This window comes from Trinickia sp. (assembly GCF_036503415.1).
In the GTDB taxonomy this organism is placed as follows: Bacteria; Pseudomonadota; Gammaproteobacteria; order Burkholderiales; family Burkholderiaceae; genus Trinickia.
The window spans coordinates 1-13506 of the sequence record NZ_DASXWY010000098.1 but is presented as its reverse complement, the minus strand read 5'-3'; the positions used below and the strand labels follow the sequence as shown (position 1 = coordinate 13506).

Genomic DNA, 13506 nt, shown 5'->3' with positions numbered 1-13506 from the left:
CTTGCGCGCAATCTGCGCGATCGCTTCGAGTCATGGTCGCGCGGCTATTTCAGGGCGGGCCTTGCCGACGATCACCTCGGCATCCTCGTCTACACGGTCGTGCAAATTGCATGGTCGCGCGTGACGGGTTGGCCAGTGCTCGGCGAAACGGAGGATCTCATCGAGGCCACGCGCGCCGGAATCGTCACACAGATCGGCACGGACCTGGCGGGGTTGCGCCGCCATCGTTTCGATCAACGCGCCTACGCACGGCATGCGCGCGAGTTGGCGCACCGGATCGCATCGATGCTCGCGCACGCGCGCGCCAGGTTCGGCGATAGCGGCGATGACGAGCGAAAACCCGACGACGCGTTGAGCGCGTTCTCGCTCTGGGTGGACTTCGACGAATCGCACGAGGCCGGTGCTGAAAGCGCGGCGCCGGGCGCAAGTCGAAGCCTGGATCGGTCCGCGCCGGGTTACCGGGCATACACGACGCAGTTCGACCGCGAGGTGCGCGCAGCGGCGCTGGCCCGGCGGCCGCTGCTGCGCGACTACCGCGCGAAGCTGGACGAGCGCATTGCCGAAAGCGGCATCAACAGCGCGCGCATTGCGCGCGAGTTGCAGGCAGCGCTTGCCGTCCCGCGCAGGGACGGGTGGTCGTTCGGCGAGGAAGACGGACGCATCGACGGACGTCGTTTGGCACAGATCGTCAGCTCGCCCGCCGAGCGGCGCGTGTTCATGCAAGAACGGATGCGTCCACACGGCGATTGTGCAATCGCTTTTCTGATCGACTGCTCGGCGTCGATGAAGGCGCAGATCGAAACGATTGCGGTGCTGGTCGATAGCCTCGCGCGCGCGAGCGAGCAAGCGGGGCTTCCAACCGAAGTGCTCGGTTTCACGACGGGCGCGTGGAATGGCGGGCGCGCGCGGCTTCGGTGGCTCGCGTCTGCACGGCCGTCGCATCCGGGGCGCCTGAACGAGCTTTGCCATATGGTGTTCAAGCGCGCGAACGATAGTTGGCGGCGTGCGCGCACCGACATCGCCGCACTGTTCAAGGCCGATCTGTTTCGCGAGGGCGTGGACGGCGAGGCCGTCGAGTGGGCATGCTCGAGGCTGGCCGCGCTGCCGGTCACGCGGCGGATCCTCGTCGTCATCTCGGACGGCAGCCCGATGGATGCGGCGACTGCGCAGGCCAACGACGCGACCTATCTCGATGCGCATCTTAAGGAGGTCGTTTTGCACCATGAAACGCTGCGTGACGTGGACGTGGTCGGGCTGGGCATCGGGCGCGACTTGAGCGCTTACTACCGGCATTGCGCAACGTTGGACCCGGCCGAGCCGCTCGATACGAAGCGGCTCGTCGGGGTGGCTCGCTGGATCGGAGCGAGGCACTAGCCGTCATAGACATAGCCGCAGCCGACGTCACCGTCATCGTCGGCGACGCGGCGACTCCCTCACGCGGCGTGGGGTTCCTGAGAGGGATGGGCGCGGCGTGCGTGCGCGGCTTGCGCTTGCACGGCGGTGACGGCGATGACGTAATAGATGTCCTCGCTGCTGCACCCGCGCGACAGATCGTTGGCGGGATAATTCAACCCCTGTAGCAGCGGGCCGATCGCCTTGGCGCCGCCGATGCGTTCGGCGAGCTTGTAGCCGATATTGCCGGCGTCGAGATTGGGGAAAACGAGCACGTTTGCGTGACCGCCCACCTGCGAGTGCTCGATCTTGCGCTCGGCGATTTCGGCGACGATCGCCGCGTCGAGCTGGACGTCGCCGTCGATGGCCAGGCCCGGACGCACCGATTTCACGCGTTGCGTCGCCTCGATCACCTTGTCCACGTGCGCGTGATGCGCACTGCCGCTCGTTGAGAACGACAGCATCGCCACGCGCGGCTCCTCCATCAGCAAGCTGCGCGCGCTATCGGCGGCGGCCATGGCGATCTGCGCGAGTTGCTCGGCGTCGGGATCGACGACGAGCGCGCAATCGGAGAACACGAGCCCGCCCTTGTAGCGATGAAACGGCTCGCACAGCATCATCAGGAAGAAACTCGACACGAGCTTGAACGACGGCTCGAGGCCGATCAATTGAATCGCCGTGCGCACGACGTCGGCCGTCGTGTTGACCGCGCCCGCCACCGAACCGTCGGCGTAACCGTGCCGCACCATCAGCGCCGAGAAGACGAGCGGCTTGAGCACTTCCCGTTGCGCCAGCTCCGGCGTCATGCCTTTGCCGCCGCGGAGCGCGACGAGGGTGTCGACGAATGGCGTGTGCCATTCAGAAGCGGCCGGATCGATAAGTGCGATGTCGCCGAGCGCGAGCGATTCGCGCTCGGCGGTCGCGCGGATGCGGCCGGGATCGCCGACCAGCGTAACGCGCGCGATGCCTTCGCGGCTGGCGCGCACCGCTGCGGCCAGCACGCGTGGATCATCGGCCTCGCACAGCACGATGCGCATGGGCGACGCGCGCGCCGCTTCGATGATGCGGTTGAGGGCTTTCATGGTCGTGGCGGATCAGACGTAGTCCTTGTACTTGTCGAGCAGGCGAACCGGCTTGGACAAGGCATCGCGACGGAAGGGATCGCCCAGTTCGCGCGTGCACATGATCTCGATGATCGTCGTCTTGCCTTCGTTCATCTGCATGTCGATCGCGCGTTTGAGCGCAGGCCCAACATCCTCCAACTGATCGACGACGATGCCTTCCGCCCCCATTGCACGTGCAATGGCGGCGAAGCTTTGATTGTCGAGCTCGCCCGCCACGAAGCGGCGGTTATAGAAATCGACTTGGTTCTTTTTCTCCGCGCCCCATTGCCGGTTGTGGAAAACCACGGCCGTCACGGGAATGCCATGGCGCACGCAGGTCATCGTCTCCATCAGGCTCATGCCCCACGCGCCGTCTCCCGCATACGACACGGCAGGGCGGTGCGGCGCCGCCACTTTGGCGCCGATGATCGTCGGGAAGGCATAGCCGCAATTGCCCCAGCTCATCGCCGCAAAGAAGCTGCGCGGCTTGTTGAAGCGCAGGTAGCTGTTCGCGACCGAATTGATGTTGCCGATGTCGGTCGACACCATGACGTCCTCGGGCATCGCTTTCTCGAGCTCGCGCAGCACTTGCCTCGGGTGCAGATAGTGCCCGCCGTTGAACGTGCGCTCGTGCTTTTGCTCCTCGATCATGTCGAGGCTGTAGGCGTCGAGCTCGTGCGTCCAGCCGTCGAGTTCTTTTTCCCACGCCGCTTTCTCGGCGGCGATTTGATCGGCGCGTTCGCTGCGCGTGGCATCGCACGCGAGTTCGCGATTGGCCAGCCTTTGCGTGAGTGCGAGCGCCGAGGCCTTCGCGTCGCCGCAGATGCCTACCGAAATCTTCTTCACGAGGCCGAGCATCTTGTGGTCTGCGTCGATCTGAATGATCTTCGCCTCTTTCGGCCAATAGTCCATGCCGTGCTGGGGCAGGGTGCCGAACGGGCCGAGGCGCGAGCCGAGGGCGATCACCACATCCGCGCGCGCCAGCAGCTTCATGGCCGCTTTCGAGCCCTGATAACCAAGCGGACCGCACCAGAGCGGATGGTTCGCCGGGAACGAGTCGTTGTGCAGATAGCTGTTGACGACCGGCGCGCCCAAGCGCTCGGCCAGCGCCTTGCAAGCCTCGACCGCATCGGCCATGACCACGCCGCCGCCTGAGATGATGACCGGAAACTTGGCTTGCGCGATCAGATCGGCCGCCTCGTTCAAGCTTTCGTCGCCGCCGGGGCCGCGATCGAGCTTGCGCGGCTGCGGGATCTCGACCTTGACCTTGCCGTAGAAGTAGTCGCGCGGGATGTTGAGCTGGGTCGGTCCCATCTCGGCCTGAGCGCGATCGAAGCAGCGCGCGGTGAATTCGGCCATGCGCGCCGGATGCGTGACATGGCCCTGGTACTTCGTGAATTCCTGAAACATCGGCAACTGATTCGCTTCCTGGAAGCCGCCCAGGCCAATGCCCATCGTTCCCGCTTCGGGCGTGACGATCACGACGGGACTGTGCGCCCAATAGGCGGCCGCGATCGCGGTCACGCAATTGCTGATGCCGGGGCCGTTTTGGCCGATCACGACGCCGTGGCGGCCCGATACGCGCGCATAGCCGTCGGCCATATGGCCTGCGCCCTGCTCGTGCACGACGGGGATCAGGCGGATGCCGGCCGGCGCGAAGATATCCATCGCGTCCATGAACGCCGAGCCCATGATGCCGAACATGTCGGTCACGCCATTGGCCGCGAGCGTTTCGACGAACGCTTCGGAAGGGGTCATCTCTTGCGGGCCGCTGGCCGTCGCGCGTTGGGAAGTGGATTGGTCGCTCATCAGTGTCTCCGGTCCTCGGTTAACAAAACGCTTGGTTTCGATGCTATTCAGCGTTCCAGTCGGGTCAAGCCGTTCCGTCTACCGACGACGAATTTGGAATGGAATGAAATGATTCGTTTCAAAAGGCCCGCGATGCATGCGGCAACGCGCGCCCTGCGGCTCATGCGGGCTGCTTCGGGCGTTCTTTACGGAAGGCCCGTTTGACCGCGATCAGCCCATCGCGGAATTCGAACAAGTCGCACCCTTCGGCTTCGATGCGCCAGCCGTCCTTGTGCGTACCGGTAAACACCCATTCGGACACGCCGCGCTCGCCGGCCATGTAATGCCGGCCGTGGCCCCAATGCGCATCGGGGAAAGCACTGAATACCGCTTCGAATGCGGCGCGCACGGCGTCGCGGCCGACGAAGCGGGTCCCATGCACGTCGGGGCCTGCCGCGGCGTCGAAGACGCAGTCCTCGGTCATGAATCCCATGAGCGCGTCGGCGTCGTGGCGGTTAAAGGCGTCCGAAAACGCGGCGAGCGTGTCGGCCGTCACGGCGCAAGGGGCGAGAGGCGTGGCTGTCATGCATGTCTCCTGAACAATGAGCGGGCCGCGCCTCGCTGGAAGGCAAGCCGCGGCATGGTTTATCGACACGTTAATGGGCGCGCGCAGGGGCCGGTAGCGCCAGATTTCCAGTTTCGCTTGGGCCAGAGTAGAGCGATCATGGACAGGCGGCGCGCTCGTGCGCTGGACCCATCGGATCCCTTCGCCTGGCACTACCGGCGCGCTTATTGTTTGACAATGCTTGACTAAACGGGCGAGCGATCTCCTGTTTGGTCGTACGCGCATCGAGACGCCGATGCGCTTGCTGCAGCGAGGTTGCGTGCCGGATTGCTGCGCGCACCGTGGGCGCCCGATGTAGAACCGAAGGAGACGGCAGTGAGAGCGAGAGCACTACCCGAACACGGCAAGACGATCAAACGGCCCGCCGGGCCGCCGCGCGAGCCGCGCATCAAGCTTCGCCTCGCTCATGCGAGCATGAAATCGTATGGGCTGACGGCCGTCGTGCTGGCGATAGCGGTCCTGCTGTGGCAGGTGGTGTCGATGGCGGGTGTGTTTCCCGCCTTCGCCCTGCCTTCGCCGGTGGCGGTGTGGCGCGCTTTCGTCGACATCGTGCGCGACGGTTACGGCGGGCAGTCGCTCGTCAGCGACATTTTGATCAGTTGCTTTCGCATCGTCATCGGTTTCGTCGGCGCGGTGGCGATCGGCGTGCCCGTGGGCCTCTTGATGTCGCGCAACAAGATCGTGAACGACATCATCGATCCGTTGCTGCAATTCGTGCGGCCCGTGCCGCCGCTCGCCTACATCCCGCTGCTCGTCGTCTGGTTCGGCATCGGCGAGTTGCCCAAGGCCATTCTGATCCTCGTCGGCACGATTCCCGTCATCATCATCGGCACCATGTCCGGCGTCAAAAGCACGCCGCCGCTGCGCATCGCGGTCGCGCGCACGCTCGGGGCGACCAACGCGCAAATCTTCCGAAGAATCGTGCTGCCTTCGGCGTTGCCGGAGATTTTCACGGCCATGCGCGTCGGGATCGGCGTCGCCTGGACCTGTCTCGTCGCGGCCGAACTGATCGCCGCCAGCAGTGGCTTGGGCTGGCTCGTGCAGTTCGCGGGGCAAGCGTTGCAAGTCAGTGTGGTCATCGTCGGCATCGTCATCATCGGGCTGATCGGCTACGCCATGGAATTGGTCATACGCAAAGCCGAGAACTGGGTCGTGCCTTGGCGCGGGCATGACTGATTCCACTCATCGAGGAGACGAAACATGAAAACGAAACACGGGATGGGAGCGGTTGCCGCGGTGTTGCTGGCCGCCGGTAGTTTGGCGGGTGGCATGGCGTACGCGCAGAGCAAGCCCGAGGTCATCATCGGCTATGAAGACAACGGCGCCGATCCGTACATGGTGTCGATGGCCGAGCATTTGTTCGAACGGCACATGAACGCCGACGTGCAGTACAAGCTCTTCAGTTCCGGCCCGGCGGCCATGAGCGCGCTGGCGTCCAACAGCTTGACGTTCATGTGCGGCCTCGGCGTTCCGCCGCTCGTGACGGCGATCGCGCAAGGCTTGCCGATGACGATCGTCTATAACCAGGAGCGCTACACCAACGCGGCCGGCATCGTCGTCAAGCCCGAGAGCGGGATTCGCGATGTGGCGGGCCTGCAGGGCAAGAAAATCGCGATCGTTGCCGGCTCGCAAGCGTCGTTCGAATTGGCGACGTTTCTCGCCCAAGCGCACGTGCCGTATGCGGCCGTGACGCAAATCAACATGGCGCCGCCGCAAATGCGCACGTCCTGGGTGACGGGAGCGATCGATGCGGCCATTGTTTGGGACCCGGTATTTAGCGCACTGCGCGCGGCGGGCGGTAAGGCGATCAAGACCGACGGCGATCTACCGCGCGAGGCGTCGAGCTACAACGTGTGCATCGCGAACGCTGATTGGGCCAAGGCCCATCCCGAGTTGACGGCCGGCTTCGTCGCGGCGCTCGACGAAGGCTATCAAGTGACGCAGGCGCATCGCGATCGCGCGCTGGCAGAGATGGCGCGGCAAACGGGTGTGACGGTCCCGGTGGCACAAAGCGAATTGGCCGGCTACGAGTTGTTTTCCGGTGCGGATCAGACCACGGCAAAGGTGATGGGCTCCGGCGCGGGTGTGAAGACATCGGCCACCTACCAAACCTTGGTCAACACCGCAAAGGTGCTCAACACGATCGGCCGCATTCAGTCGGTACCGGCCAGTTTCGATGCGAACGTTGCACCGCAGTATTCGCAATCGCTTGCCCATTGAGCGCGTCGCAGCGCCGTAGGAGACGGATTTGAACATCGTCATCGATTCGCTATACAAGACGTTCGGCGCCACTTCGGCGCTCGAGAACATCAACCTGCAGTTCCAAGGCGGCGAATTCGTCACCGTGCTCGGCGCATCGGGCTGCGGCAAGACCACCTTGCTGCACCTGCTCGCCGGGCTCACGTCTCCTTCGCGCGGCAACATCTACATCGACGGCGAGGCCAAGAGCGCGCCGGGGGCCGATCGCGTCGTCGTCTTTCAGCAGGCCGGGTTGCTGCCCTGGCTGAGCGTGGAGGAGAACATCGAGTTCGGTCTTTCACTGCACGGCGTGCCGAAGGCGAAACGGCGGCAGGCGTCGGCCGAGATCCTGCGCACGATCGGCCTCGAAGCGTTCGCGCACGCCAAGACCTACGAGCTATCGGGCGGTATGCAGCAGCGCGTGGCGATCGCGCGTGCGCTCGTGATGAAGCCCAAGGTCTTGCTGATGGATGAGCCCTTCGGCGCGTTGGACGCGCAAACGCGCACGGCCATGCAGCGGTTCCTGACGGAGCTATGGGAGCAATTGCATTGCACGATCGTGTTCATCACGCACGACATCGACGAAGCGGTCTTTCTCGGCACGCGCCTCGTGGTGTTGTCGTCGCGGCCGGGGCGCGTCGCGCTCGATGTGCCGATCGAGTTGGATCGGCCGCGCACGCCGCAAACCGAGTTCGAGCCGCATTTTCTAGCGCTCAAAAAGCGGGCGATGGACATCTTGGCGCATTGACCCGCATAGACCCGCATAGACCCGCCTTGACACCTGCATTGACCCGCAACGCGGGGGGCGGAGGGCGTGGGCTGGACGCCGACGCGAGCCACGCGCTGTCTGCGCGTGCGCCCGCGTCGGCATGGGCGCTGTTAAACGCGGCTGGCGTGGAGCAGCGGCGCGAGCCCGCTGGCAGCTTCTTTCATCTGCGGCACGGCTTTGAGTAGATCGTCGAGCGTCGCGCGCGCGGTCGGCGCATGAACGGCCAGCGACGCCAGCACATGGCCGTCGTCCGCGTCTTTCACGGGCACCGCGACCGCCACCATGCCGCGTACGAACTCCTCGTTATCGATGCCGACGCCGCGCGGGCCGAGGCGGTCGAGTTCGGCGGCGAGCGTTTTCGGGTCGGTGAGCGTGCGGTGCGTCATCTTCTTGAGCGTCATGCGCGCGAGCATGGCGTTGCGCTCGAGCAGTGTCATTTGCGAAAGAAACAGCTTGCCGCTCGCCGTGCAATGCAACGGCACGCGCATGCCGGGGCGCATTTCGAGCCGTAGCGGTTCGGTGGTCTCGACGCGCTCGACGTACAGCACCGCGTCGTTATCGAGCGCGGTCAGATTGCAGGTCTCGCCGAGCACCTCGACGAGCGCACGCAGCACCGAGCGGCAGCCACGCGTGAAGGTGTTGTTCGATAGGGTGGCCAGCGCGAACTGCGCCGAGCGCGGACCGAGCGCGATCGCGCGATCGTGGCCGCGCGAATCGGGCATATGCATGACGTAGCCGCGCGATTCCAAGGCTTCGATCATCCGCAGCAGCGTGGCCTTCGGGATGCGCAGCCGCGCGGACAGCTGCGACAGCGTATAGGGCTGTCCCGCAGCCGCTAGCGCTTCGAGCACGGCAAGCGCGCGCAGCACGCGCGCTTCGTCGGCAGGTGTGGCGTCGGGTGATGTAGAGGCGGTGTCGGACATACGTATCGGTTCGTCGCGGACGACGAGATAAATGAACCGTTTTGTACCACTTCATAGCGTGCGGCATGAAATTGCGGCTGCCTATGCTGGTTTATGCCGATACGGCACGCGGCTCGTTCGACGCGACGACGATCCATGCGTCGGCTTGCCGGCATGGCATGGCGTCCGCGCTCGGTGCCCTGGTCCAAGCGAATCTGCGCCACTGGTTCTACCTGCGCGAAATTGGCCTACCTACACTTTCCTCGACGGATCGCCGCATCGAAAGCGTTGCGCGCGAACGACTGAAAAGAACGACCAGGAGATAGAGATGGGCAACAGGCATTGCGCGGGGCTCGAGGGCGCGGCAAGCGCGGCAGGCGCGAGCGGTCACGAAGGCGGCGGCCCGAGCGCGGCGGCCGCGCACGCCAAGCACGGCCCTGCGCGCGTCGCACCGGTCAATCATTAGGAGTCCTCATTATGGAATACAGCTCAGTCGAGCGGGCGGCGAGCGGCTTTGCGCCGGACCCGGCGACCGACCGGCGCTACGATCCGAAGTACGATCCGCTCGTCTCTCCGGGGCCCGGGCACGGCAAGGACTACGCGCCGACGTATTGGGTCGCGACCGCCGGCACGCCGCCGGCCGACGATGGTCCGATCGTCAAGGACATCGACGTCGATGTCGCGATCATCGGTGGCGGCTATACCGGGCTGGCGACGGCGTTGTGCCTGGCGCGCGAGCATGGCATCAAGGCGGTCGTGCTCGAAGCCAATCGCACGAGCTGGGGCTGCAGCAGCCGCAATGGCGGTCAGGCACAAAATGCATCGGGTCGCCTCTCGCGCTCGCAGTGGATCGAGCGCTGGGGCAAAGGCGTCGCGCTCAAGATGCATGAAGAGATCCTCGAAGGCTTCGAGCACTTCAAGTCGTTTGTTGCCGAGATCGATTGCGATCCGCAACCGGGCGGGCACTTTCTCATCGCGCATCGTCCCCGCATGATGGACAAGCTCGCCGCCGAAGCGAAAGTCTGGAAGGACGTGTTCGGTTACCCGTCTGAATTACTGAGCGCGCAAACCTTCCGCCGGGAATTCATCGACGATCACGAGGCGGCCGGCGCACTGCACGAGCCCGAAGGGATCGGCATTCACGCGCTCAAGCTCGCCTTCGGGTACCTGCGACTTGCGCGAGCGGCGGGCGCGCGCGTGCACACGAGCAGCCCCGTGACCGGTTGGGAGACGATTGGCGGCGTGCATCATCTGCATACGCCGGGCGGCGTGGTGCGCGCCCGCTCGGTAGGCATCGCAACGGGCGCGTATACGGCCCAGACGTTGCACCCGGCGCTGCGCAGCAAGGTGATGCCGATTCTGTCGAATTCGATGGTCACGCGCGTGCTGACCGACGCCGAAATCGCCGCGTGCAACTTTCGTACGACGCAGGTGCTGACCGATACGCGCACGCTGCGGTTCTACTACCGCTTTCTGCCCGATCGGCGCTTGCAGATCGGCAGTCGCAGCGCGATCACGGGCGCGGACGCGCCGAACCCGCGCCATCTGGATCTGCTCAAGGAAGGCATGGCGCGCAAGTTTCCGGCATTGAGCGGCGTGGATATCGACTATTCGTGGTGGGGCTGGGTAGACGTGAGCCATGACATGATGCCGCGCGTGTGCCAGCCCGATCCGAAGCAGTCGGTCTACTATGCGCTCGGCTACGGCGGCAACGGCGTGTCGTATTCGCAGCAAGCCGGACGAAGGCTGGCCGAGCGCATCGCGGGCAAGAGCGCGCACCAGACGCTGCCGATTTTCACGAGCCCGCTGCCGGGCCACCCGTTCGCGCCGTTCCGCAGAATCGGCCAACGCATGCTCTATTTTCAATACTTCAGGCGCGACGAACGGCCGTAAGCCACGCGCGGCGCTCGCCGCGATCGCCGTCATGCACGCCCGGCCGGTGGCAGGCCGGGCCTCGCATCGCCCATTACAACAGCAATAAAGCCCGTCCATGCGGCGGGGAGCGCGCACGCCTTTGCGTGCGCGTTCGAAGGCGCTCGCCATTGCCCAGGCAATTGCTAATTGGCAGTTTCGCCTCGACAGCGGTTATATCACTAGATATGGAGAAGACATGCAACCCTCGATGGATAACAGCACATTGAAATGCGGGCTCAAGCAGCGTCATATGACGATGATTGCGCTTGGCGGCGTGATTGGGGCAGGGCTCTTCGTGGGCAGCGGGGTCGTCATTCAGCAAACGGGCCCCGCCGCCATTCTGTCGTTTCTGATCACGGGCGTGCTCGTCGTGCTCGTGATGCGCATGCTCGGCGAGATGGCTTGCGCCATGCCCGCCGTCGGGTCCTTCTACGAATATGCGCGGCTCGCATTCGCGAACCGGCGGGGGCCCGGCAGGCTCGCCGGGTTTTTGACCGGGTGGATGTACTGGTACTTCTGGGTCATCGTGGTTGCGCTCGAGGCGGTGGCGGGCGCGAAGCTCGTGCAGTTCTGGCTGCCGGACACGCCCGCATGGCTCATCAGCCTCGTCCTGCTCGTGGTGCTCACGGCGACGAACCTGATTTCGGTCGGCAGCTACGGTGAGTTCGAGTTTTGGTTTTCGTCGATCAAAGTCGGGGCGATCATCGTTTTCCTGTTTCTCGGCGGCCTCTATGTGCTGGGTTTGTGGCCGGCATCGTTGCACACGAGCGCCGTGCTGCCGACGTTGCTCGGTCATGGAGGCTTCATGCCGCTCGGCATCGGACCGGTATTGAGCGGTGCGGTCGCGGCGACGGGTTTCTACTTCGGTGCGGAGATCGTGACCATCGCTGCGGCTGAGGCGCACGAGCCGGCGCGGGCGGTGGCCAAGGCCACCAACTCGGTGATCACGCGCGTGCTGGTGTTCTACGTGGGTTCGGTCGCGCTCGTCGTCGCGCTGGTGCCGTGGAATTCGGCGCGCATGGCAACGCCTTATGTCAGCGCGTTGCAGGTGATGGGATTGCCCGCCGCGGCGCACGTCATGAATGCGATCGTGCTGACCGCCGTGCTCTCGGCGCTCAACTCCGGGCTCTATGCCGCATCGCGCATGCTGTTTGCTTTGACGCGCAACGGCGACGCGCCGAGCTCGCTCGCGAAGGTCAATCGGCGCGGCGTGCCGGTGCGCGCGATTTTGCTGGGCACGCTGTTCGGGTACGTTTCGGTCGTCATGTCATACGTTTCGCCCGATACCGTGTTCGCATTTCTCGTCGATTCGTACGGCACCGTTGCAATCTTCGTCTACGTGTTGATCGCGTTTTCCCAATTGCGCTTGCGCAGCCGGCTCGATCGCGCGCAAGCGGACCGCCTTCGCGTGAAGATGTGGGGCTTCCCGTATCTCACCTGGCTCTCGATCGCCGGCATGATCGGCATCCTGGTTGCGATGGCGTTCATACCCGATCAGCGTAAGCCGCTCTGGCTCGGCGTCGCGAGCCTGGGGATGCTGCTGCTCGCCTATGCCCTGTTCGTGCGGCGGCGCCGCGAGCGCGCCGTCGACGAGCACGAGTTGGCTTCCTATCCCCCTCGCTGAATTATCGCTGCGGCCGATAGTTTCGATCACCGAATACAACTTTTAGCCGGCCGCGGACGCACCTACCATAGCCCTATCCCACTGCGGGCGCTGCTTCGTCGAGGCCGCGCGCCGCGTTGCGCAAACGAGAGAGCACGATGGACCATCACGCGCGTACGCAAAATGAGAAGCTCGAGTTCAAGACGACGACGTGCTACATGTGCGCCTGCCGTTGCGGCATTCGCGTGCATCTGCGCGACGGCGAAGTGCGTTACATCGACGGCAACCCCGAGCACCCGCTCAACCAGGGCGTGATTTGCGCCAAGGGCGCCTCGGGCATCATGAAGCAGTATTCGCCCGCGCGGCTCACGCAGCCATTGATGCGCAAGGCGGGCGCCGAGCGGGGCGAGGCCCGGTTCGAGCCGGTCTCGTGGGAGGTCGCGTTCGACGTGCTGGAGAAACGTCTTTCGCATTTGCGCGCGACCGACCCGAAGCAGTTCGCGCTCTTCACGGGCCGCGACCAGATGCAAGCGCTCACGGGCCTCTTCGCCAAGCAGTTCGGCACGCCCAATTACGCGGCCCATGGCGGCTTTTGTTCGGCCAACATGGCGGCCGGCATGATCTACACGATGGGCGGTTCGTTTTGGGAGTTCGGCGGCCCGGATTTGGATCACGCCAAGCTCTTCTTCATGATCGGCACCGCCGAAGATCATCATTCGAATCCGTTGAAGATCGCGTTGTCCAAGTTCAAGCGGGCAGGGGGGCGCTTCATTGCCATCAACCCCGTGCGCACCGGGTACGCGGCGATTGCAGACGAATGGGTCCCAATTCGGCCCGGCACCGACGGCGCGTTGTTCATGGCATTGATCCGCGAATTGATCGAACACGATGGCTACGATCGTGCATTCGTCGAGCGGTTTTCGAATGCAGCCGAGCTCGTCGATTTGCGCGAGGACCGCGATACCTTCGGGCTGTTCATGCGCGATCCAGGCGCGCCCGAAGTGAATGCGCTCTATCCCCAGAATCACCTATGGTGGGATACGCGCACCGATCGCGCCGTGCTGCATCACACGGACGGCGCGCAGCCCGCGCTCGAGGGCCGTTATGTGCTCGAGGACGATACGCCCGTCGCGCCGTCGTTCGCATTGCTGCGAGAGCAGGTTGCCCACTGC

At 64.6% G+C, this 13506-nt stretch carries 12 protein-coding genes; 8 read left to right on the top strand and 4 right to left on the bottom strand.

Annotated elements, in window-relative coordinates; genetic code table 11:
• Positions 1–1374 (top strand): cobaltochelatase CobT-related protein (locus tag VGL01_RS13395; protein ID WP_331570036.1); only part of this gene is annotated, 1374 nt, incomplete at its 5' end.
• A 59-nt stretch (positions 1375–1433) separates the two neighbouring features.
• On the opposite strand, the gene pta is transcribed toward VGL01_RS13395, so the two are convergent.
• The 3 genes from pta to VGL01_RS13380 form a co-directional block, all read right to left on the bottom strand.
• Positions 1434–2474 carry a phosphate acetyltransferase gene (pta, locus tag VGL01_RS13390; protein WP_331570034.1) on the bottom strand — a complete coding sequence of 347 codons (1041 nt, stop codon included), beginning with the start codon at positions 2472–2474 and terminating at the stop codon, positions 1434–1436.
• 12 nt (positions 2475–2486) lie between these two features.
• Positions 2487–4304 (bottom strand): sulfoacetaldehyde acetyltransferase, encoded by a 1818-nt coding sequence (gene xsc, locus VGL01_RS13385; RefSeq protein WP_331570032.1) that lies wholly within the window; start codon positions 4302–4304, stop codon positions 2487–2489.
• A 160-nt stretch (positions 4305–4464) separates the two neighbouring features.
• Positions 4465–4869 (bottom strand): nuclear transport factor 2 family protein, encoded by a 405-nt coding sequence (locus VGL01_RS13380; RefSeq protein ID WP_331570030.1) that lies wholly within the window; start codon positions 4867–4869, stop codon positions 4465–4467.
• Positions 4870–5223: 354 nt separating this feature from the next.
• Between VGL01_RS13380 and VGL01_RS13375 the strand changes: the two genes are divergently transcribed.
• Genes VGL01_RS13375 through VGL01_RS13365 form a run of 3 tightly spaced genes read left to right on the top strand, consistent with a single transcriptional unit; the run spans position 5224 to position 7894 of the window.
• Positions 5224–6084: an ABC transporter permease gene (locus tag VGL01_RS13375; RefSeq protein WP_331570028.1), complete on the top strand. Its 861-nt coding sequence runs from the start codon at positions 5224–5226 to the stop codon at positions 6082–6084.
• A 24-nt stretch (positions 6085–6108) separates the two neighbouring features.
• Positions 6109–7128 (top strand): ABC transporter substrate-binding protein, encoded by a 1020-nt coding sequence (locus VGL01_RS13370; RefSeq protein ID WP_331570026.1) that lies wholly within the window; start codon positions 6109–6111, stop codon positions 7126–7128.
• Between the two features lie 28 nt (positions 7129–7156).
• Positions 7157–7894 (top strand): ABC transporter ATP-binding protein, encoded by a 738-nt coding sequence (locus VGL01_RS13365; protein WP_331570024.1) that lies wholly within the window; start codon positions 7157–7159, stop codon positions 7892–7894.
• 131 nt (positions 7895–8025) lie between these two features.
• Here the strand turns inward: VGL01_RS13365 and VGL01_RS13360 are convergent, their stop codons facing one another.
• Entirely contained in the window at positions 8026–8838 is an 813-nt protein-coding gene (locus VGL01_RS13360; RefSeq protein WP_331570022.1) for an IclR family transcriptional regulator, read from the bottom strand.
• A gap of 307 nt (positions 8839–9145) precedes the next feature.
• Between VGL01_RS13360 and VGL01_RS13355 the strand changes: the two genes are divergently transcribed.
• From VGL01_RS13355 to VGL01_RS13340, 4 genes are all read left to right on the top strand, one after another.
• A complete protein-coding gene (locus VGL01_RS13355) occupies positions 9146–9283 on the top strand; it encodes a hypothetical protein (protein WP_331570020.1) in 138 nt (45 codons plus the stop codon).
• An 11-nt stretch (positions 9284–9294) separates the two neighbouring features.
• A complete protein-coding gene (locus tag VGL01_RS13350) occupies positions 9295–10710 on the top strand; it encodes an FAD-binding oxidoreductase (protein ID WP_331570018.1) in 1416 nt (471 codons plus the stop codon).
• 217 nt (positions 10711–10927) lie between these two features.
• Positions 10928–12355: an amino acid permease gene (locus tag VGL01_RS13345; protein WP_331570016.1), complete on the top strand. Its 1428-nt coding sequence runs from the start codon at positions 10928–10930 to the stop codon at positions 12353–12355.
• A 137-nt stretch (positions 12356–12492) separates the two neighbouring features.
• The coding region (locus tag VGL01_RS13340) for a molybdopterin-dependent oxidoreductase (RefSeq protein WP_331570014.1) at positions 12493–13506 on the top strand (1014 nt) is incomplete at its 3' end.